Origin of the sequence: Vibrio sp. SCSIO 43009 (assembly GCF_023716525.1) — a bacterium.
In the GTDB taxonomy this organism is placed as follows: domain Bacteria; phylum Pseudomonadota; class Gammaproteobacteria; order Enterobacterales; family Vibrionaceae; genus Vibrio; species Vibrio alginolyticus.
In genome coordinates this window covers 1,681,402-1,703,793 of sequence record NZ_CP071843.1, presented here as the reverse complement: position 1 = coordinate 1,703,793, position 22,392 = coordinate 1,681,402, and the positions used below count along the sequence as shown (strand labels likewise).

The window sequence follows — 22,392 nt, the reverse complement described above, 5'->3', positions numbered from 1 at the left end:
TGATAATGATCAGATAACTTGCGGTACTTCGTTTGAGTGATTGTGTGCTCGATTCACCCACATTAACCCAAGCATTGCAATTACCGACATTGCCATCATCAAAATGCCCAAAGGCATCTGGTTATGCGCTGGAAATAGTGACGCGAGCAAAGTTGCTACACCTGCCCCCAAGTTTTGCATGCCACCCAATGTCGCGCCTGCTGTTCCTGCATGGTATGGGAATGGCGCAATCGCTCCAGTTGTTGCTGCTGGGAACAGAATGCCCGCACCTAGGAAATAAATAGTTGCGCCACCAATTAACGTCAGTGCAGTCGTTACGCCAAACAAGCCTGGGATTAATACGACGGCTGAACCGATAAAGATCGACACCAAACCAACATTTAACGCACGACGCTCAGAGCGACGCTGCGCGATATAGCTAGACAAACCTGCTCCCACTAAGTAGCCCGGGATCGGCAAGATAAACAGCAAACTTACGGTAGTGGCTGGTAATGCCAATACACCACCTAGTAATACCCCAGCAGCTGCTTCGAACACACCTACGCCAGCAAACGTCGCAACTAGGCAGATTAAAAAGCCTTGGAAGCGGCGGTCAGACAAAACGTGCTTGTAGCTTTTTGCCACTGGTTCGAACTTGCGTTTCTCTTTTGGCAGAGTCTCCATCATGCTGGTCATCATGGTAATCACCACCGCGATGCCGAACAGAGCTAGAAATAGGTAGCTAGAGCGCCAACCAAATGCTTCTGTTAGGTAGCCGCCAAGTACTGGTGCCATTAGTGGTGAGAAAATCACGCACATGCTGATCAAGCTGTTTGCACGATGCAGCTCAGCACCTTCAAAGCAGTCGCGAGTTAGAGTTCGTGACATCGCGCCGCCACAACCGATCCCCAAACCTTGAATGAAGCTACCAGCCAAGAACCACTCAAATTGGTGTGCAAATAGCGCCACCAAAGTACCTAGGATGTAGATAAGTAGACCGACGATGATGATCGGTTTGCGTCCCAAGCGGTCCGATAGTGTGCCATACGCAAATTGCGACAAGCCATATGGGATTAGGTAACAAGCCATCACAGCTTGAAGTGATGACGCAGATACCAAAAACTCGCCCGCCATATGACCGATTGAAGGCACGTACATTGTCTGGGTCATTTGACCCACGGCAGTCAATATAGCGATTAAAAAGGTAAGTTTCGCTAATGGAAACGAAGCAGACATTTGCGTATCTCTCCAAAAAATTTAAGACGTAAAAACCCTTAGCGCTCTTTTATAGAGTGCCAACTGAATTCTTGTGTTGCGGGGGTATTTGCGCGAGATAATAGTGCTTGCTTGTATAATTAGCAATCGAAAAGTGTGAAGTTGAGCAAGATAAAAATCTATGATTTCAATTAGAAAAACTAATCCGATTTTGTTTTCAAAAAGAGATGCATTTCTTTGTCTAATTAAGTTAAATCTTTTACTTTTCGTGAATAGAATGAGCCTTATAGGTAACTGGTTTTAATGGTTAAAGTGCAAAAATAAAGCGTCTGCTCGGTTGATCTGAGTTCAAGATGAAACGAGTGAATAAAAGGTAGAGGAAGGCATCAGAAAGAAAAGGGAGCCGAAGCTCCCTTAGAAATGATTATGTCTATTCGCGCTCAGATGCGTATGCGTAAAGCATTTCTAGTGCGATGGTTGCTCCCGCTAGTGCGGTAACATCACTGTGGTCGTATGGAGGCGATACTTCGACAACATCCATACCCACGATATTCATGCCGGCTAAACCACGAATAATTTTCAGCGCTTTGTCTGAGTTCAAGCCACCACAAACTGGTGTACCAGTTCCCGGTGCGAAGGCCGGGTCTAAGCAGTCGATGTCAAAAGTGACATATACTGGCTTGTCTGCGACGGTGCGACGAATTTCTTCTAGGATCTCGTTCACCGACATGTCATTCGCTTGCATCGCATTAATCACATTGAAGCCGTGATCTTGCTGTTTGTACTCCGTACGAATGCCGATTTGTATTGAGTTCTTTGCTGAGATCAAACCTTCTTTCGGCGCATGGTAGAACATCGTACCGTGGTCGTATGAACTGCCATTTGCATAGGTGTCCGTATGAGCGTCAAAGTGAATCAAAGCCATTTGGCCATGATGCTTTGCGTAAGCACGTAGGATAGGCAGTGTGATGAAGTGGTCACCGCCCAATCCCAACATGGTTTTACCGCTTTTTAGAATTTCACTGGTTGCCGCTTCAAGGCGGTAAGTAAAATCTTCCGCATCACCGCAATCGAACACGAGATCACCTGCGTCGATCACTTTCAGTTTATCCAATACGTTGAAGCTCCACGGGAACTTCTTACCTTCCCATGCCAAGTTGACTGAGGCACGGCGAATTGCATCTGGACCCATACGCGCACCTGGACGACCAGATGTTGCCATGTCCAGAGGGACTCCCAACACCACAACGTCTGCGTCTGCCGATACCGGGTTACGAATGTACGGCAGACGTAAAAACGACATAGAGTTGGAGTAAAGCGAATAATCAGTTTTAGTAAACAAATCATTCATATCAGAAGTCCTCTAAATAGGTGTATCCTGCTAGACCTTGTTCTAGTTCTGCTAGGATTTGTGCTTGTTCATTGGCTTCAACTCGCTGTGAAACCAATTGTTTATAATTGTCACGAATTGCATCCACGTCGATATGAACGTAGCGCATCATGTCTTCTACACTATCACCTTCGTTGATGTAACTGATCTCAAATTGACCATGTTCATCAACATTGACTACAGCACTGTGGGTATCACCAAATAGGTTGTGCATGTCACCAAGGATTTCTTGGTATGCGCCTACTAGGAAAAAGCCCATTAGGTACGGTTTGTCTTTGCTCCAAGCTGGTACAGGTAGCGTGCTCTCGATGCCTTGACCATCAACGTAGTGATCGATCGCGCCATCAGAGTCACATGTGATGTCCAACATCACTGCACGACGCTCTTCCGCCTCGCCAAGACCAGAAAGTGGCAGAACAGGGAACACCTGATCAATACCCCAAGCATCTGGTAGAGATTGGAAGAGAGAGAAGTTCACGAAGAACTTATCCGCAAGACGTTCGCTCAACTCGTCCAGAATCGGACGGTGGAAGCGATTCTTAGTGCTCATCTTGCGGCTTAATTCGAAGTAAATGCGCAGTGACAATTGTTCTGCCCACGCACGTTGTTCCAAGTTAAGCACGCCTGTAGCAAATTGAGAGTGCACTTCTGCCAAATCACTTTGGGTATCATTGTAAATCTCAATTAACGCACGAGCGTCTGTACCATCTTGTAAGTTTTCCCAGTTTCGCCACATGTTTTGTAGCAAAAGCGGAGCGTCATCATCAAGCTCATGTACTTCTTCCGGTAGGTACGATTCGGTACCAATTACGTTAGAAATCAATACAGCGTGGTGCGCTGTTAGCGAGCGACCCGATTCCGAAATGATCACTGGCATTGGTTGTTCGTATTGCAGACACACATCGCCCACTGTGTTGACGATATTACGTGCGTATTCTGCAAGGCCGTAGTTCATCGAATTCGATGATTGGCTGCGTGTGCCGTCATAATCCACTGCCAAGCCGCCGCCCACATCGAAGTACTCGATGTTTGCACCGAGTGCGCGTAGTTCGCAGTAGAAACGTGCAGACTCGTTCACACCATTGCGTACATCACGGATGTTTGCCATCTGTGAACCAAGGTGGAAGTGAACCAGTTGCATCGCGTCTAGATTGCCTTCGCGTTTAAGACGTTCAATAACGCTAAGCACTTGCGATGCTGATAAACCAAACTTCGATTTTTCACCGCCACTTGCTTGCCATTTCCCTGCGCCTTGAGAGGCGAGGCGAATGCGTAAACCAAGGCGCGGCTTTACGCCCAAACTTTTCGCTTCTTCTAGTACCAGATCCAGCTCAGAAAGCTTCTCTAGTACGATGAATACCTTGTGACCCAGCTTTTCACCGATCAGTGCAAGACGCACATACTCACGGTCTTTGTAGCCATTACACACGATCACGGAGCTACCTTGTTGAGCCAATGCAAGTACCGCCAACAATTCTGGCTTGCTACCCGCTTCAAGACCAAGCTGCTTGGTTTCTAGTTGAGCTTGGCTCGCTAGAATTTCATCCACCACTTCACGTTGTTGGTTTACTTTAATTGGGTACACCAACAAGTATTTGTTTGGATATTGGTATTCTTCAATTGCTTGGTTGAATGCGTGGCAAATACCATGCACACGTTGGTGCACGATTTGCGGGAAGCGTACTAATACAGGCAGATTTAACTGCTTCGCTTCTAGCTCATTTACAATAGCGCTGAAAGGGATTTGATGTGCACGATCACTACGTGGTGATACATATACTTCGCCTTGGTCATCAATGCCGTAGAAACCTTGGCTCCAGTAGTGAACGTTGTAGTCCGCGCGGATGCGGTCTAATTTAGTTGCTTTTTCCAACTCGATTCTCACAAAAATGTACTTAACTCCTTAATTAATTAGAAGGAAAAGTACAAAAAAGCAAATCATGAGGTATTTACCTCATACCCTGACACGAACTCCGTGTGCGCGCATTAACGGATAAAAGGGCCCTTGAGTCTAATGATTAAAATCTATCATCTCGATTATGATTTGTTGTCGTCGCTACGTGTGAATATTTGTTTACCGAAGCGTCCATTCTGCTGTTATAGTTGGTCTGACCAGTAAGGATTCGGTCATGAAGCATCTCACTAAAATAAGGACATATTTTGCAGCTGCACAGAATTCAGGGGTACATTCAGACCATGTATCTCGCCGAATATCCCGATAAATTATTGTTGCTTGATGGTGCCAGTCGAGCAGACATCCCTCATCTTAAAGACTTTATTGAACATCAACTCCATCGTCCTTTTTCTGACCTAAAGTTGGTTGTTGTGACCCACATGCATCCAGACCATGCTGGTGGTGCGCACAAACTACGTGATTTAACAGGATGCAAGCTATTGGCCGCAAAGCGAGAGAACCAGTGGTATAGCGGTGTAGACGGTTGGCTAATGCATTTGACCGATTTGATGTTAGCACGCTGGATGGCGAATCGGATGCGTAAACCAAAGCAAAACCTGTGGTATTCCCGCAAGCTAAAGCCAGATATTGAACTTATTGATGGACAGTTTATTCCTGGATTTGATGATTGGCAGGTGCTAGAAACGCTAGGGCATACCGACCGAGATCTGTCGGTTTATCATTCTGAACAAGATGTGTTGTATGTGGCGGATTTAATGGTGCAGGTGAAAAAGCATCTGATTGCGCCGTTTCCCATATTTCATCCGAATCAATATCGGCAATCATTAAAGCGTGTGTTTGAGATGAATCCGCAATGTTTGCTTTTGGCACATGGGGGAGAGGTGACTTTGGATGAAAAAGCGTATCAGCACATTTTGAATACAGCGCCGACTAAACCAATGACGCACTGGCGAGTGACAAAAGTTAAAGCGAAGGGATTGTTGTTTGCGTTATTTCGTAGGAAGTAGGCGAAGATAAAGCCAGACGAGTGATGCTCAACAAAAACGTTCGATCACTCATCTGAAGCTACGGGTTAAGATGCCAATAAGTGAGATTGGCTAGGATCAACGAGCACCTTGTCTGCCATGCCCTGACGACCTAACAACATCATGTAAGTCATTTTTTCACGGTTAGTCAACGTAATGTCGATTGGCCATTGTTGGTCGCCCATACGCAGCATCGTCGTGATCACGCAGCGGTGCTCAAAAGTACCGTTAGAAGATTTAACCTTACGGTTTGCTTTTAGTTTCGCTGTGCAGCGAACCACTTGTTCTAAATGGTATACATCTGGGTGTAGATCGAATGCAACATAAGACTGACCATCTTTTTCAAAGCAATCAATATTGTCTACATGTAATGAAGAGGTTTGAGCGCCTGTATCAATACGCGCTTCAAGGTGAGTAATCCCTAACTCTGGCAAGCAAATAGCTTCGGCATTCCCAATGATCATTTTCTGATTCATAGTGTCATCCTAGCGACGAGTAACAAGAGAGCCGGTTTTTGGCTCTCTTGTACGTTAAACAAAAATCAACCTTTACCGCGAGTACGGTTTGAATTTGGCTTAGCGTTTTTCTCGATAAAATCGAAGATCATACCTGCAATGTTTTTACCCGTTGCTAGTTCGATGCCTTCTAGACCAGGGGAAGAATTCACTTCCATTACCACTGGGCCATTTTTAGATTGAAGGATATCCACACCACAAAGGTTCAAGCCCATCACTTTCGCTGCATTTACAGCGGTCGCACGCTCTTCTTTGCTCAAACGCACGAGTTGTGCAGAGCCACCACGGTGAAGGTTAGAACGGAACTCGCCTTCTTTCGCTTGGCGCTTCATTGCGGCAATCACCTTATTTCCGACAACAAAACAACGGATGTCCGCGCCTTTTGCTTCTTCGATAAATTCTTGCACCATGATGTTAGCTTTCAAACCCATGAAAGCTTCAATCACGCTTTCTGCCGCTTTATTTGTTTCAGCAAGTACAACACCAATGCCTTGAGTGCCTTCTAGCAATTTAATCACTAGAGGTGCGCCACCAACGTTTTTGATCACGTCCTGAATATTGTCAGGATGGTGAGCAAAGCCAGTGCGTGGCAAACCGATGCCTTTACGTGATAGCAGTTGTAATGAGCGCAACTTGTCACGAGAGCGGCTGATCGCGACAGATTCGTTGACACAAAATGTACCCATCATTTCAAACTGACGTACAACAGCAGTGCCGTAAAACGTAATAGATGCCCCAATACGCGGAATAACAGCATCGTATTGCGGTAATTCTTCACCCTTGTAGCGGATCTTAGGGTTGTTGCTCGTAATGTCCATATAACAGTGAAGCGTGTCGATCACATCGATTTGATGCCCACGTTCTTCACCCGCCTGTTTTAGGCGCATGGTTGAATATAAATTCTCATTACGAGAGAGAATAGCAATACGCATGGCAATTCCTTAGTAAGTCAGTACCAAATTAAAATATAAGTATAGAGCATAGAATGCAGTAGGCAGGTGATCATGTTATGACATAACCTACTTACTTCAACGATTTAGAATTGTGGTTGAACAACCACGTCGTCAGAGGTGCGCACCTTAGGGCGTTTTTTTGTGAGATGAAAACGAAAAAGCATCGTCGACACGACAAAAATATTTTATCGAACGCTCACGCCTTGCGGTATGAGACTGTCAAGGGTGAGATAAATAAAATTGAGCAAAAATTTCATCGCTTTGTCACGAATTATCGCTTAAAAAAGCGGCCAATTTGACCGCTGTTTTTAGCTGTTTTGATAGTGACTTAAAAAAAGTTCCGCCGTTTGGGTAGCTAACAGCCTAGATTCTTCATTCGACAAAGAGGGGCGAATTCCCATTAACTGTGGCCAGAATGCACTGCCTTTAAGTAAGTTGTGCAATTGAGTGCTTGCTATATGTACATCATCAATTTGCAAAGCGCCACTGTTCGATTTCTCAGTAAGCCAGCGGTACAGGGCGGTTTCCTGTTTCGACATTTGTTCTGCTTGTTCTTTGAGATCTTCCGGCTTAAATAAGAAGTGCCCAAATGCCACTTTTGCCAGCTCAATATAGTTTGGTTCCGTTACCACAATGATCTCGCTGTAGAGTAATTCAATCAATTGATCTTTGAGTGGCAGAGTGGCCAAGCGTTTAATATCGCTTTCCATCATTGACGAACGCCAAAGCTCAGTCAGCAACTCCGTCACGATCGCTTCCTTAGAAGGGAAGTGATTATAGACCGTGCGCTTAGAGACTTGTGCGATTGCAGAGAGCTTATCCATGCTGGTGTTTTGCACCCCAAACTCTTGGAACGCTTGCCTTGCCGCGCACAAGATGGCTTCTCTTTTGGTTTCGCTACGACTTTTTCTTTTTACATTCATAAGCTTGCTAAGTTAAGAAGATCATTTCTTGATCTATTTTACACTAAGTAGTTTACTTTTGATAATTAGAATGTAAACTGCACCGTGTAGTTTACTTTTGTTCGGGTTAACTTTTTATGAAAAAAACTTTGCTAGCCACAGTAGGAGCGTTCGCGATGGGTACATCAATGATTTCTTGTTCTAATGTTGATACTGAAAAAGCGCCAACATACCCGGACAAATTTGCAAATACAGAGTTGGAATACAAAAGCGGTTTGGGCGACATGTTCGAAATCATGAAAGCGTATTTTACGACTGAGCGCCTTAACCCAACACCAACGATTGAAATTCCAGTGCATGTGATCACAGCGCGGCAACTGTTAGAAGAGCAAGATGACGTCATCTATCGTCTGGGTCACTCAAGCGTATTAATGAAGCTCGATGGAAAACTGGTGATGACTGACCCTGTATTCAGTGATCGCGCGTCTCCTGTACAATGGGCAGGGCCAAAACGCTTTCACCAAACCCCCATCACGATAGAAGATTTGCCAACTATCGATGTGGTGGTGATCAGTCATGACCATTACGATCACCTAGATAAAGCTTCTATTAAAGTGCTAGGCGACAAGGTGGGCACTTTCTTGGTGCCGTTAAAAGTTGGCCAATTACTGGTGAATTGGGGTGTACCCAAAGAGAAAGTGATCGAACTAGACTGGTGGGAGTCACACTCTGTTGACGGCATTGAATATACACTAACTCCGACTCAGCATTTCTCTGGTCGAGGTTTGACAGACCGCGATACGACGCTGTGGGGCAGTTGGGTTATCAATGCACAACAACACAAAGTGTTCTTCAGTGGTGACTCTGGTTACTTCAATGGCTTTAAAGAAATTGGCGAAAAGTACGGTCCATTTGACTTCACCATGATTGAAACAGGTGCGTACAATGAACTCTGGTCAGACATTCACATGTTCCCAGAGCAAAGCGTTCAAGCACACATCGATGTGCAGGGCAAAGTTATGATGCCGATCCATAACAGCACGTTTGATTTATCGATGCACGATTGGAATGAACCGATGCAACGCGCGTTAGACATCAGTGAAGAGCGCGGTGTAACGTTAGTTAGCCCTGAGATCGGTCAACGCTTGGCGATTGCGGAGCCTCAGCCTGCTCAGGCATGGTGGCAATAATTGCTGAACTAAACAGCCAAACACCAGAATAGTTAAGTCACTTATCAGTAGTTACTATTAGTAGTTACGTGGTCAGGGATAAGGATAAAGGTGCGATGAAAGCAAAGTGGACGTTGTTACTTACATTAAGCATTCTGCCGACCTTTGCACTAGCAGGGGTAGAGCAAGATATCTCGACGTTGATAAAACGAGTTGAGCAATCCTCTTGCACCTTTATCCGCAACGGCAAGGCGTACACTAATCAAGAAGCGGCAGAACACATGCGCAATAAATGGGATTACGCCAAAGATGACGTTGATTCCGTGGATGTGTTTATAAAAGAGGTCGCGTCAAAGAGCTGGTTATCTGGCAAACCATATTGGGTGGATTGCCAAGAGGAACGCATTACCAGCGAAGAGTGGCTAACATCATTGATGCGCGCCACCGATCACATCCAATAACACTTCTTTGATGGTCTGATAGCGCAGAGGTAGAGCACGACTGCGCTTACGAACTAGAAATAGCTCTTCACATACAGTGTTTTTCAATTGAGCAATGTGTAACGTGTCTTTTAGCGGAAAATTGTCGACCGCACTTTGAGGCAGCACGGTGAAGCCAAGTCCTTTGCTGACAGGCAGCAAAATTTGGCTCAATTGATTTACGTAGCCGGATAATGGTAAATCGCTCATCTTAATTTCTTGGAGCTGTGGTTCTTCACATTGGTCAAAAAAAAGTGTCATGTAATGCTCGGCATCAGGGTGGCTAATGACACCACAGTCATGCAAGAGTTGTGGCGTTATCTGCTTATTTTGATATTGCTTTGGCAGAACCAAGCACAACCTCTCTTTACCAATTCGCTCACTGTGAAACAGACCTTTGTTGGGAACGTCAGTCACGATACCAATATCAATGTGCCCTTGCGTTATGGCGTTGAGAATAGATTGATTTGGCGCGGCTTCTAAATGTAACGATAAGCTCGGGTGCTGTTTTTGCTTCTCCAAAATGGGCCCATACAACATTAACGCCATTGCACCAGAACAAGCCAGTTTACAATGGCCTGAAAACGCATCATCAAAACTGAGCTCTTCGAGCAGCTTCTTCTCTCTATCTTCTAACTCGAGCGCATATGCGTAGACAATCCTGCCTTGCTCGGTTAATTCGAAGCTTTTGTTTTCGCGCTTGATCAAGGCATGCTGACAGCTTTGCTCTAATTTTTTGATGTGTTGGCTGACGCCAGGCTGAGTCATAAAAAGTTTTTCTGCCGTTTGCGTAAAATGACCGACTTCAATCAATGTCTTAAATGTATGTAACCAAACAGGATTAAGCATAGTGTGTGATTTTCTGAGAGCTTTGTTGGGAGACGTAAAGAAAATGATAGCACGGTGTTTTATGAAAACAGAGAAGACTTAAACGATAAAAGATGAATCGTTATCAATACATTACAGACAAAATAAAACCCCGCCTGGTTTCCCAGACGGGGCTTATTCTTTTTCGCAGCAATCCAGCTACTATACTAATAGGTGCTCCCTGCATCTATCCTTGATTGTGGCTAAGTCCTTTAACCGAGTTCCTTGTTCATCGCCTTCCTAGCGGTGTCCATTCTTGCCTATCATCCTGACGGGCGAACTCTATCCTAGAGCTTAACTACATCCTTGCTGACAACTCATCCTAAGTTATCAAATCTTCATCCTGAAGATACCCAATCCTTTAGGCTTTTTTCCTGTTCCCGCCAACATCCTGTCGACAAATTGAGTATTGATGTTTTGCTGATTTGACTCAATTAACTTTTCTAAATTATTTTTACTTATTATTTTAAGTGAATTTAAATATTACTTTTAAATCATATATTTAATGTTTTTTCTGGCATTGCTCTTAGAGGTGATTAATCTATTTGCTTACAACTCTTGTAAGAGATCTCGCACAAGTTTGGTGGTGAATGTATTAATGTGCGCTTTTTGTTCCGAGTTCTGTGGATTGAACTGGATCACAATGCGTTAAAAGGGAGACGATAAAGATGAAAGTGAATTGATCTTGAGTAGAGATTTGTTTGAAAAGAAATAAAAATTCTTGCGGTTTTTATAAACAGTATGGTAAATCTGAAATGCCCACCTTGTTAATCCTTATTAAGATTCAATGACAGTATAAGTAGGGAACTTGATTGCCATTTTTCTGTCATATCTGGTGAGTAAGTTAACCGTGTCAGATAGATAATATGCCGTTTGCCAGTAAAAACAGGCTGCAAGAAACCGGTAATTATCATTATGTTGTGAAATTGGTCACGGTTAAATGATTGATTCCCTTATAGATTGAAGGGGATACGACCTTAGACAATAAGCTCCATGAGGAGCGTTACTTATATAAGATGAGGGACTTTACTATGAAAAAGACTAGAAGAGCTCAGCTACATCGTGTGCGTATTCAATACTGGAAAGACACGAAAGACGCCCCAGCTAAAAAATCATAGTTAATTATACCTAAAGGCACGAGCTGGCTGTGGAACGCAGTTTCCCGTTGATTGCCAGCTCAAAAACGCCACAATCACTCCGCGCAACTTCCCAAGCACCCTATTTTTAATATCGCATTCTTCCAAAAATAAAAAAGCCAGTCTTAAGACCAGCTTTCTCTACCATTTACTGAGCTCTGCGTATTACAGGTTGCCCTTTAGTTACAGGTAGTTGGCGTCAACTAGTTCGCCCGCTTGCGCGCTTTTCACTTCTGGGCGTGCTTCTAACCATTTGATAACTTGCGCTTTCTGTTCTTCAGTCGCACTGCCGTAACGGTCAGTAGAACATAGGAAGCCTTCAAACAGTTCTAGACCACCGCCACCGAAGCAAAGACCAAGCTCGTCAATGTAGTCGATAAAGTCATCAACGAATGCATCGTAACGGTCGAAGTCGTTAATGTCTGTTTCACAGCTGATCTCGAAACCTAGGATTGCGAACTCACCTAAGAACAGCTTTTTACGGATACGACGGCTCTTGTTATCGATCTTGTCTAATTTCATGATTATCTCTCGTAGATGATTTGATTTCGTACACCTTATACCTTCTATCACACTTTAGCCCAAGTAAAATCAGAATGAAGCGATACAGTTGGTGATTATGTGACCAGAATTTAATTGCTTCGTTAGCTGTGCTGGTTGGTTTGCAGTATTGTTGAAACACAAGTTTCATATGTTTTAAGCACTTTTGTCATTTTTCTTATCCAAACTTCTTGCCGTTCAACTAATCACTTATTTATTAATTAAACTATAAGATCGGGAAAGTAAAAATGAGCAAGGAAACCTTTGACGCGACGCGTTATAACCAAAGTGAAAACAAACCATTTGAAGATGTATTAGAAGCGAGCCTATCTCGACGCAGCATTCTGAAAGGTGGTTTAGGTATCAGTGCGATGACAGCGTTTGGTGCTTTCGGATTGGCTGGTTGTAACTCGTCTGACTCAGGGAGTACAGTAAGCAGTGGTTCGGGCGCATCTAAAGCCGTTCTTAACTTTGAATCTATCCCTGGCTCACTCACTGACGCAGTTTCAATTCCACAAGGCTACACCGCACAAGTACTAGTACCTTGGGGAACACCACTTAATGCACAAGGCAGCGCATGGCAAAATGATGGTACCAACACCAGTACCGATCAGTTAAATGCGCTAGGCATGCACCATGACGGCATGCATTTTTTCCCATTGAACGATAGCACTACAGATGGCTTGCTATGTATTAACCACGAGTACATCGACACATCAGCACTGCATCCAAACGGTCCGACGGTTGAAAATGGCGTACGTACCATTGTAGATGAAGTGCGCAAAGAGATTAACGCGCACGGTGTATCAGTGGTTCGCATTCAACTGGAAGACAACATGTGGAAGTTGGTTGATACCGACCCACTAAACCGTCGTTATACTGGTGCGACAGTCATGGATTTGTCTGGCCCGGTAGCCCACACATCTTTAACTGTCACTCGTTTCTCACCAGATGGCAGCCAAGCGCGTGGTACGTTAAACAACTGTGGCAACGGCTACACGCCGTGGGGCACTTACTTAACGTGTGAAGAGAACTGGCCTGGTTACTTTGTTAACGCCGGGACTCGTACAGAAGAGCAAGATCGCATTGGTGTTGATGACCAAAGCACACGCTACTTGTGGGAGACATTAGCAGGAAATTCAGAAGAGCGTCTTGATGAGTTCTCTCGCTTTAATGTGGCTCCAACAGGAGCAAGTGCGATGGATGATTACCGTAATGAAGCCAATGGTCACGGTTACATTGTCGAGATTGACCCTTACACGCAAAACTCACGTGCGAAGAAACGTACTGCGCTAGGTCGTTTCCGTCACGAGGGCTGTACTTTCGGTAAGCTTGAAGAAGGCAAACCAGTGGTATTTTATTCTGGCCACGATTCTCGCTTTGAATACCTATACAAATTTGAATCTGCGGCAGCGTGGGATCCAGCAGATGCTAACCCTGATAACCGCTTGGCGATGGGTGACAAGTACATGGACGAAGGCACACTGTATGTGGCGCGCTTCAATGAAGACAGCACAGGTACTTGGTTACCATTAACGCTTGATAGCGTAACAACCGCTGGTGGTACGTTAGCGGATCACTTTGATTCACTGGCTGAAATTATCATCAATACTGCGGGTGCGGCGGATTTAGTTGGGGCAACACCAATGGATCGACCAGAGTGGTGTACGGTTGATCCATTCACGGGTTCAGTATATTTAACATTGACGAACAATACGCGCCGTACAGATGAAACCAATCCTGCGAATCCACGTTTGAATAATAAGTTTGGTCATGTTATTCGTTGGGATGAAGGTGCTGCAGCAACTGACTTTACTTGGGATATCTTTGTCTTCGGTTCGCCAGCAAATGGTGATGCAGATACCAACCGTTCTGGCTTGAATGAGCTAAACCAGTTTGCGAGCCCAGACGGATTAGCGTTTGATGGCCGTGGTATTTTGTGGATTCAGACTGATAACGGCGCAGATGAAGTCACGTCTTACACCAATGATCAAATGTTGGCTGTTGTTCCATCTAAGCTAACAGATGAGAATGGTGATCAAGCTGTGATTGGTGCGGATAATCAAGCTGAATTGAAACGCTTCTTTGTCGGACCAAATGGTTGTGAAGTAACAGGCTTTACCATCAGCCCTGATTACAAATCATTGTTTGTGAATATTCAGCACCCAGGCAACTGGCCATACAGTGAAGATGCAGCCGAAGAAACGCCTGCTGGTGTTTCTGTGCGCCCACGAGCGGCGACAGTGGTTATTCGACGTGAAGACGGTGGAGAGATTGCAGTTTAATCTCTAAATGAATAAACACCTTAAAATTCAAGCCCTGCAATTGCAGGGCTTGATGGTTTAGGCGAATGCCTAGTTGCACTTTATACCTAGACAACAGGCTTAGCTTTTCAATGAACCGCCTGAAGTACGAATCACGTCTTGATACCAGAAAAAGCTTTTCTTGCGTTTACGTTCTAGCGTTCCTTGCCCATCATCATGACGATCGACATAGATAAAGCCGTAACGTTTGCTCATCTCAGCGGTTGAGTTTGCGACCAAATCGATTGGCCCCCAGCTGGTAAAGCCCATCAGCTCAACGCCATCCAGAATCGCTTCGTGTGCTTGAACAAGATGGTCGTTCAAGTAAGCGATGCGGTAATCATCTTGAATCTCACCGTTTTCATCGATTTCATCACGTGCACCTAAGCCGTTTTCTACGACAAACAGTGGTTTTTGGTAGCGATCGTGAAGGAAGTTAAGCAGAATGCGCAGGCCTTTTGGATCGATCAACCAACCCCACTGGCTCTTTTCAAGGTATGGGTTTGGTACGCTATCGACAATGTTACCCACTTCTTTCTGTTTCGGATCCGCACTTGCACAGCCACTTGCGTAGTAGCTGAATGAGATGAAATCGACACTTGCCGATGCAATTTCTTCTAAGTCGCCTGCTTCCATCTGAATTTCGATACCGTTTTCACGGAAGTAACGCTTCATGTAGCCTGGGTACTGACCACGCGTTTGTACATCACCGAAGAACAACCACTTGTTGTTTTCATGCATTGCAGCAAGCACGTCATCAGGGTTACAGGTGTATGGGTAGTTGATTGCGCCAAGCAGCATGTTACCAATTTTGCCGTTTGATACGATTTGCTGACACAGTTTTACCGCTTTTGCGTTTGCGACTAGCTGGTGGTGAATCGCTTGGTAAATCTCTTGTTCATTGGCGTCTTCTTGCAAACCAACACCAGTAAATGGTGCGTGTAGAGACATGTTGATTTCGTTGAACGTTAACCACAGCTTCACTTTGTCTTTGTAGCGCTCCAGCACGGTGCGAGCATAACGTTCGAAGAATTCGATGACGCGACGATCGCCCCAACCGCCGTAATTTTCAACCAGTGCGTAAGGCATTTCGTAGTGAGATAAGGTCACGAAAGGTTGGATGTTGTGCTCGGTAAGTTCGTCAAAAATTTTATCGTAGAACGCCAAACCTTCTTCGTTCGGTTCTAACTCGTCCCCGTTCGGGAAGATGCGGCTCCAAGCTAAAGATAGGCGCAGACAGTTAAAGCCCATCTCTTTGAACAGCGCGATGTCTTCTGGGTAGCGATTGTAGAAGTCGATCGCCACGTCTTTTATACCCGGCGTACGTTCTTCACGGGTTTGATGCGGACTCAAAATACCGTTTGGCAGCATGTCTGATGTCGATAACCCTTTACCCCCAAGGTTGTACGACCCTTCTACTTGGTTTGCAGCAATGGCACCGCCCCAAAGAAAATGTTTAGGAAACTTAATCATGTTTCTCACTCTTTATCGTTCGGAAGTTATTCGTTTTATTTGCTTGAGAATAGTGTAGGTCAAGGAGGGATTCTTGTATCGAGATCGTGTTTTTCTCAAACAACGGGGATGCCTAGTTCTAATGATGATTTTGTAATCAATATCAACCTAGGCTGATTTGAACAACAAAGTGAAAGTCAGCCCACTTTGTTCATTCTTATGCACGGTAATTTGCCCGTTCATATCACGCATATTGTTGGCCGTAATCGCTAAACCCAGCCCCAATCCTTCACCAATTTTCTTTGAGGTTTGGAAGGGTTCGAACATGGATTCAAGCATCTCATTCGACACGCCGCAGCCATTATCACTGACGATCAGTTCGACCTGATTGCCGGTTGGGTTGACGATCAAGCTGAGCTGCGGGTTGGTGGCGTTGCTCATTGCGTCTAGCGCATTCGAGACAAGATTACCGAGCACCTGAAGCAGTCGTTGTTCTTCACCCAAGATGTTAGGTAAGTCATGAGGAACTCGAACACGCACATCCACTTTGTCTAGTTGGGTTTGATAAACGCGTAGGGTTTCTTCGAGTGCGGAAGTAAGAGAAATTGCTTGTAGGCTTTCTGGTTTGTTATAGGCGAACGTCTTTAGCTGACTGGTCATGCTTGCCATACGATCAATCAGCTTCTGCACCAAAACATTGTTGGCTTTCATCATCTCTGTTTCGCCGCGTTCCGCCAACAGTTCGTTCGTGGTGAGCAGGGTACGCAAGCCTGTCAGTGGCTGATTGAGCTCATGAGTAATCGCGCTCGACATGCGACCTAAGGCGGCCATTTTGCTCGATTCAATTAACTGGCTTTGCGCTTCTTTTAGCGCTTGAGTACGCTCTTCTACTCGCTGCGCCAGTTCTTGGTTGACCTGTTGCAGTGATTGCTCGGCTTTTTTCCGCTTGCTGATGTCGATGATCGTCGCAAGGAAATACTGCTCGCCATGCCAAGGGAAACTGGTCAGTGAGAACAAGACAGGGAAGACGCTACCGTCACTGCGTCTGGCAATGGTTTCGACCGTGCTGATCTCTGCGAGCTCTTTATGTTTAGGTAAATCCTTAAGCAACTTGAGTGTGGTGGAATTGGGATTGCCTGCATCGAATAACTCCCAAGCAAAAGCATGTCGATTGACGCTTTCTGGCAAACAGAACAAGCGCTTTGCCATTGGGTTGAGATCGAACAGTTGCCCTTGTTCATCAATCAATAGCAAACCAACGTGGGTCTTATTGATCATCTGTTTCAAGCGGCATTGGGACTCTTCCAACAGGGCTTGAATTCGTTGTTGGTTGATGTGCTTTTGGCGACGTTGTAGACCAATGATGACGAGTAATACAACCAATAAGAGCAACACAGCGACGCTCCAACCAATCACGTTGATGGTTTGTTGAATCGGCTTAGAAGGGGTGAGGTAGCTTACGTACCAATTCAAATCATCCAATTTAACGGTGTGCGCAAAATAGCGTTGCTGGTTGAGCGTCCACACACTGATATTGGTGTTGTCGTATAAGCGTTGCGTTTCTAACTGAACGGTGTTGCTCGGTTCGTTAAACCAGTCAGCGTTATAAAGCGCGCTACTCGATAGGAAAAAGCGTTGTTGACGATTCTGCAACGTGATGATGTCTTGGCTAGTAATGGTCTGTTCGGTCAACAAGCTAAGGTTGATTTGCACCACCACAATGCCAGCGATATCCAGACCATCGTAGATAGGGGCTGCAAGATAATACAATGGGCTCGAACCTTTGGTTTTGTTCACCAAGGAAACACCGCCGCCTTGGTTGTGAATTTGTTCCACAATGGCTTTTCGGTCAGACAGGCTAAAGCGCTCTTCGATTAAACTCGAGACCAATACTTCGCCAGAGTTAGACAGGATTAGCCAACCTTCCGTATTGGCGGCTTTATCTAGCTGAGTCAGTTGGGTTTGCAATGGCTCGTAATAAGTCAGATTCCCTTTCACAAACGCGATGGTTTCTGGGTTATTGGTTACGAGGTAAGGTAAGTGGTAGAAGCGTTTGAGTGCACGGCGAACTTCACCAATATAGTCGAGTAGTTTTTGTTGAGCTTCGGTTTGAGTTTGTACACTCAACCACTGACGGGCAACCTCTCTGCTGGCGCTATAGCAAGACAACATCAGCACTGCCGCAATTGCGACCACAAGCCATGTTTTGCCATTCCTTTTGCGCTGCATACCGACTCCATTCAGCTAGTGCGTTCTCACCAACAGTCATTAAAGAGTGCGCCTAACTGGTTGGATGTTAAAGACTTGTAAGCAAGAAGTGAGATCTAGCTCCTTTTCTCCTCAGTGGTTTTTGCTACCGTTAATAAAGATCGATTTCTTTCCCACCCCATAAAGCAGGCAGTAACTCATGGCTTTTGACGACATCCCTAAAATTGCACTTATCGAAGACGATGACATTGTTCGTCAGGCTACCAGCCAATGGCTGCAACTGGCGGGGTTCGATGTGACCTCATTCAGTTTAGGCGAAGAGGGCAAAGCGGCCATTCTGAGCCAAGAATTTGATGCGATTGTCAGTGACGTTCGCCTGCCAGACACCGATGGTTTGTCGATACTAGAAAGCCTGATTGCCAATCACGTCCCAACGCCAGTTATCTTGATCACCGGACATGGTGACGTCGATATGGCAGTAGGGGCGTTACAAAACGGTGCGTTCGATTTTATTGAGAAACCTTTCCAACCTGAGCGTTTATCCCAACGAGTAACCGAAGCGGTCGAGAGCTATCGCGCACAAACGTCTACTCAAGATCGCCAAGAGTACCTATCTAGCGTTAGCGGCTTAGAAGAGGTGTTGATTGGGCGAAGCCGAGTGATGCAACAGCTTAGAGAACAAGTAGCCAAGTTAGCACGCATTGATACTAACGTGATCATTTACGGCGAAACAGGTTGTGGTAAAGAGCTGGTGGCGACCAGTTTGCATAATGAAAGCCAACGCAGATCCTATCATTTTGTGCCAATCAACTGTGGCGCTATTCCTGAGAACCTGTTTGAAAGTGAGCTGTTTGGGCATGAAGCAGGGGCATTTACCGGAGCGGGTAAAAAGCGCATTGGTAAGTTGGAATACGCGGATAAAGGCACTTTATTCTTTGATGAAATCGAGAGTATGCCGCTGTCCATGCAGGTGAAAGTGTTGCGTTCATTACAGGAACATACGGTAGAGCGCGTTGGGGGCAACCAACAGATCTCAGTTGATTTGAGAGTGATCGCCGCCGCGAAAGAAGATCTCAATGATCATGACGAGTTTCGTCAGGATTTGTACTATCGTCTTAATGTGGCGCAGATCTATTTGCCACCGCTACGTGAGCGAGAAGAAGATGCGTTGATCTTGTTCGAACACTTTGCTCTGAAAAGTAATCCTGAGAGTCGTCTGCTGAGTGAAGCCGATAGAAAGGCCATTCTTGCTTACTCTTGGCCCGGTAACGTACGTGAGCTTAGGAATGTAGCGATGCGTTTTGCATTGGATGAAACCGTCTCTGTGATGGAAATTCTCTCCAGTCGACCATCCTCAACAACCGAAGAGACGCATGCGGGCGTGCCGTTGGCGATTCAGCTACATAACTTTGAACGTAAGGTGCTACATGATTCTTTAGTCAGGCATCATGGACGCATCAATGAGGTGATGCAGGAGTTGGATTTACCACGTCGAACCCTTAACCAAAAGATGCAGAAGTTTGGTTTGAATCGCTCCGACTATACTTAGTGCGATTTCTAGCTAATTCGAAATTACTGGCATAACAAACACGTTATGCGCTTTTGGCTGGAGCTGGGACAAACTTATAATTTAGGTCTTTACCTTCTCCAAACAAGGTAACGAGGTTCCTTCCAGTATGTTTAGAGCTATATAGCGCTTCGTCTGCTTCAGCAAGCGCCTCTTGAAGTGATTGCCCCTCAGATAACTGACTGATACCAAAGCTCATGGTCACTTCAGTTTTAAATGATTGCAAAGCGGTTTCAGTTTCGACCGCAAGGCGAATTTGCTCTGCGACAATTTTGGCTTGCTGTGCTTTTTCGAGCAAAACAATCATGAACTCGTCACCACCAAATCGCACAATGCAGGCGGACTCAGGAAGATGCTTTTTAAAAATAGTGGAGATCGTTGCCATGACGGAGTCGCCAACCGTGTGACCATAGTGATCATTAATCGCTTTGAACTTGTCGACATCAGTCATAATAATGCTGATTGCTTGGCTTTTTTTATGTGCTTTACTAACCAAGTTTGGAACGATTTCTTCCATGGCTCGACGATTATATAGCCCTGTGAGTGCATCTAAATGAGAGAGATCATTAATGGATTGCACCAAGCGTCCGTTAATTAACCACAGCATACTAAAGCTCAAAGCAACGATCAGGCAGATGCTAAATAAGAACGTCAGCTGATGGATAAGGCCTGCGACCATAAAGCTTGGTAACTCACCTGAAAAAGTACTCCAAAGCGCCCTAAATCCCATAAAAAAACTAAATCCAAAGAAAGAGTAAGCCATTGCTTTAACAGGGAGCTTTAAGTCCTTTTGGGTACCTTTAAGCATGGCGACACCACTAAAGAAGGTGACGATACAAATATACATGCTCAGATAAATAATGCGGCTTTTGATAGAAGGGTCATGGAAGGTGAAATAGTAAAATGAACCACTGAAAACAGGTGTTAACAAGGTAAGACAGTGAGCCAATTTTAAAGGGTATTGACGAAAAATGCTTACGCTATATAGCGTAAGCAAGAAGCCGACTAATATGAGAGTGTTGGCTATGACGATGGTCAGCCAGTCTGGCGCAGAGCCTCTAAAGCCAAGTAAAAAAGGGCCTAAACCAATAAACAGTAGTGATATCGAGAAGGTTTTTAAGCCTTTGACTCTACCCTGAGTGTATTGATAACAAAGCAGACTAATAGAGTAAATGCAAGAGAACAGAATAACGATAAAGTTCAGTGTTCTGATGTCTAGATACTGATTATCCATAGGCGACCCATATCAATCTTTCATTCAGGCAACTCCTTTGCCTGATATCAATAAGCGAGCTACATAGTAACGCACTTATTGAGCGATGTCTTATGTTAAACGGCTATTCATTCACCAGCTCGAATTGTTCGGTTTGGTTGGTTTTCGTCGTAAACAGCAGACCAACAATCATCATAAATACGCTAGGCACAATCCAGCTAGCAAAGTCATTGTACAGAGGCATGTAATTACCCATCCACTCATCAGTGGAACTTGGCATGTAACCTAGGATGTGCAGCGCATCAACACAACCAAACGTTAGAGCAGTGAATGCGGTTGCTACCACCATGATTTGCGACATCTTGTTGCGCACTGGTGCCATGATCATCAACGCAATCGCGACTGGGTGAAGCGCCACAACCGCTGGCAATGTGATAGCCAATAGTTGCTCTAGACCTACGTTGGCGATCAAACCAGCCAATACCATGGTCGTGATAACGCAGCCTTTGTAGTTCACTTTGCTGAAAGTGTTGTCGTAGAACTCACTGCCTGCGGTGGTTACGCCGATAGCAGTAGTCAAACACGCCAATACCATCACGGCACCTAGTAGTAGTGAACCAAACGCGCCGAAGTGGCTGAAGGTGAATGCCGTTAAAATGTCGCCACCATTGCTGAACTCAGAACCCAAGTATGAGCTTGTCGAGCCAATGTAAGCCAATGAGATGTAAACAAACGCCATGGCAACCGCGTACATCAAAGCTGCGATTAGCGTGTATTTTGCGGTGGCTTTCGGGCAATCCACACCCATGCTGCGAATCGCGCGGAAGATAATCCAACCAAAACCGATAGAACCTAATGCATCCATGGTCATGTAACCTTGGGTTAAGCCTTCAGCAAATGCACCAGATAGGTATGGTCCCGTTGCGGCAGTTAGCTCACCTGCAGGAGAAACCAAAGCCGTCACAGACATGATGATCAAGATTGCCATCAAGGCAGGCGTTAAGATCTTGCCTAGGTTGTCGACCAATTTACCCGGATATAGGGCAAATAGAATGGTGATAGCACAGAAGGCAATAGTGAAAGGCACCAAAGCTGCATCACCAAACATTGGCGCAAAGCTAAATTGGTAAGCCACGGTAATTGCACGTGGGATCACGAACGCAGGGCCAATCACGATAAACACCATCACCCAAAAACTGGTCGCCAAAGGTTTAGGTAGGGCAGCGGTTAATTTGTCTGAACCGTTTACGATAGCCACCATCACCAGTGCCATCGCAGGCAGACCTACACCCGTCAAGAGGAAGCCAGACATCCCGCTCAGAAAGTTTTCACCTGCTTGGTAACCCAAAAATGGAGGGAAGATCAGGTTACCCGCGCCTAAGTACATGGCGAAAGTCATGAAGCCCAAAGCGGCGATATTGCGTGCGCTTAACATTGTTATTCCTCTTATGTTTCGCTTGGAAGAAACTGAAAGGAATGGGAGGAGTATGTGGTGTTCCCGTCAGCTTCTTCTCAAGCTGACAGAAAGTTTAGATATAGCCTGTCAGCTCTGAATCAGTTTCAG

Annotated in this window: 17 protein-coding genes; 5 read left to right on the top strand and 12 right to left on the bottom strand. The window is 45.2% G+C overall.

Going from position 1 to position 22,392, the window contains the following annotated elements; all coding sequences use genetic code 11:
• Nucleotides 1-9 precede the first annotated feature (9 nt).
• From emrD to speA, 3 genes are all read right to left on the bottom strand, one after another.
• Nucleotides 10-1,215, bottom strand: a complete 1,206-nt coding sequence (gene emrD, locus J4N43_RS23115) for a multidrug efflux MFS transporter EmrD (protein ID WP_053349395.1) — start codon at nucleotides 1,213-1,215, stop codon at nucleotides 10-12.
• Between the two features lie 409 nt (nucleotides 1,216-1,624).
• The gene (speB, locus tag J4N43_RS23110; protein WP_005374233.1) at nucleotides 1,625-2,545 is read right to left on the bottom strand and encodes an agmatinase; all 921 of its coding nucleotides are present in this window, start codon (nucleotides 2,543-2,545) and stop codon (nucleotides 1,625-1,627) included.
• A 1-nt stretch (nucleotide 2,546) separates the two neighbouring features.
• Nucleotides 2,547-4,457, bottom strand: coding sequence for an arginine decarboxylase (speA, locus tag J4N43_RS23105; protein WP_033906546.1), 1,911 nt, complete (start codon nucleotides 4,455-4,457; stop codon nucleotides 2,547-2,549).
• Nucleotides 4,458-4,780: 323 nt separating this feature from the next.
• Here speA and J4N43_RS23100 point away from each other — a divergent pair, with 323 nt between their 5' ends.
• Nucleotides 4,781-5,506: an MBL fold metallo-hydrolase gene (locus J4N43_RS23100; RefSeq protein WP_044129549.1), complete on the top strand. Its 726-nt coding sequence runs from the start codon at nucleotides 4,781-4,783 to the stop codon at nucleotides 5,504-5,506.
• 65 nt (nucleotides 5,507-5,571) lie between these two features.
• Here J4N43_RS23100 and J4N43_RS23095 read toward each other — a convergent pair whose 3' ends face one another.
• From J4N43_RS23095 to J4N43_RS23085, 3 genes are all read right to left on the bottom strand, one after another.
• Nucleotides 5,572-6,000: an ATP-dependent zinc protease family protein gene (locus tag J4N43_RS23095; RefSeq protein ID WP_005384193.1), complete on the bottom strand. Its 429-nt coding sequence runs from the start codon at nucleotides 5,998-6,000 to the stop codon at nucleotides 5,572-5,574.
• A gap of 65 nt (nucleotides 6,001-6,065) precedes the next feature.
• Nucleotides 6,066-6,971: a 30S ribosomal protein S6--L-glutamate ligase gene (gene rimK / locus J4N43_RS23090; RefSeq protein ID WP_005374224.1), complete on the bottom strand. Its 906-nt coding sequence runs from the start codon at nucleotides 6,969-6,971 to the stop codon at nucleotides 6,066-6,068.
• Nucleotides 6,972-7,300: 329 nt separating this feature from the next.
• Nucleotides 7,301-7,915 (bottom strand): TetR/AcrR family transcriptional regulator, encoded by a 615-nt coding sequence (locus tag J4N43_RS23085; protein ID WP_025768062.1) that lies wholly within the window; start codon nucleotides 7,913-7,915, stop codon nucleotides 7,301-7,303.
• A gap of 155 nt (nucleotides 7,916-8,070) precedes the next feature.
• Between J4N43_RS23085 and J4N43_RS23080 the strand changes: the two genes are divergently transcribed.
• Both J4N43_RS23080 and J4N43_RS23075 read left to right on the top strand, forming a co-directional pair.
• Nucleotides 8,071-9,084, top strand: a complete 1,014-nt coding sequence (locus tag J4N43_RS23080; protein ID WP_053349394.1) for an MBL fold metallo-hydrolase — start codon at nucleotides 8,071-8,073, stop codon at nucleotides 9,082-9,084.
• Nucleotides 9,085-9,179: 95 nt separating this feature from the next.
• Entirely contained in the window at nucleotides 9,180-9,524 is a 345-nt protein-coding gene (locus J4N43_RS23075; RefSeq protein WP_033906240.1) for a DUF5329 family protein, read from the top strand.
• Here J4N43_RS23075 and J4N43_RS23070 read toward each other — a convergent pair.
• Both J4N43_RS23070 and J4N43_RS23065 read right to left on the bottom strand, forming a co-directional pair.
• On the bottom strand, nucleotides 9,492-10,391 hold the full coding sequence (locus J4N43_RS23070; RefSeq protein WP_053349393.1) for a LysR family transcriptional regulator: 900 nt from the start codon (nucleotides 10,389-10,391) through the stop codon (nucleotides 9,492-9,494). The genes J4N43_RS23075 and J4N43_RS23070 overlap by 33 nt on opposite strands.
• Before the next feature lie 1,337 nt (nucleotides 10,392-11,728).
• Nucleotides 11,729-12,067 carry a YggL 50S ribosome-binding family protein gene (locus J4N43_RS23065; RefSeq protein ID WP_005374208.1) on the bottom strand — a complete coding sequence of 113 codons (339 nt, stop codon included), beginning with the start codon at nucleotides 12,065-12,067 and terminating at the stop codon, nucleotides 11,729-11,731.
• 266 nt (nucleotides 12,068-12,333) lie between these two features.
• Between J4N43_RS23065 and J4N43_RS23060 the strand changes: the two genes are divergently transcribed.
• Nucleotides 12,334-14,370, top strand: coding sequence for a PhoX family protein (locus J4N43_RS23060; protein ID WP_053349392.1), 2,037 nt, complete (start codon nucleotides 12,334-12,336; stop codon nucleotides 14,368-14,370).
• A gap of 99 nt (nucleotides 14,371-14,469) precedes the next feature.
• On the opposite strand, the gene J4N43_RS23055 is transcribed toward J4N43_RS23060, so the two are convergent.
• Both J4N43_RS23055 and J4N43_RS23050 read right to left on the bottom strand, forming a co-directional pair.
• Nucleotides 14,470-15,861 carry a glycoside hydrolase family 1 protein gene (locus tag J4N43_RS23055; RefSeq protein ID WP_053349391.1) on the bottom strand — a complete coding sequence of 464 codons (1,392 nt, stop codon included), beginning with the start codon at nucleotides 15,859-15,861 and terminating at the stop codon, nucleotides 14,470-14,472.
• Between the two features lie 147 nt (nucleotides 15,862-16,008).
• Nucleotides 16,009-18,069 (bottom strand): sensor histidine kinase, encoded by a 2,061-nt coding sequence (locus J4N43_RS23050; protein ID WP_053349390.1) that lies wholly within the window; start codon nucleotides 18,067-18,069, stop codon nucleotides 16,009-16,011.
• Nucleotides 18,070-18,247: 178 nt separating this feature from the next.
• Between J4N43_RS23050 and J4N43_RS23045 the strand changes: the two genes are divergently transcribed.
• A complete protein-coding gene (locus J4N43_RS23045) occupies nucleotides 18,248-19,597 on the top strand; it encodes a sigma-54-dependent transcriptional regulator (RefSeq protein ID WP_053349389.1) in 1,350 nt (449 codons plus the stop codon).
• A 43-nt stretch (nucleotides 19,598-19,640) separates the two neighbouring features.
• On the opposite strand, the gene J4N43_RS23040 is transcribed toward J4N43_RS23045, so the two are convergent.
• Together J4N43_RS23040 and brnQ are read right to left on the bottom strand one after the other, a co-directional pair.
• The gene (locus J4N43_RS23040) at nucleotides 19,641-20,849 is read right to left on the bottom strand and encodes a GGDEF domain-containing protein (protein WP_005374203.1); all 1,209 of its coding nucleotides are present in this window, start codon (nucleotides 20,847-20,849) and stop codon (nucleotides 19,641-19,643) included.
• Between the two features lie 103 nt (nucleotides 20,850-20,952).
• Nucleotides 20,953-22,263, bottom strand: coding sequence for a branched-chain amino acid transport system II carrier protein (gene brnQ / locus J4N43_RS23035; RefSeq protein ID WP_005374201.1), 1,311 nt, complete (start codon nucleotides 22,261-22,263; stop codon nucleotides 20,953-20,955).
• Between the last annotated feature and the right edge of the window lie 129 nt (nucleotides 22,264-22,392).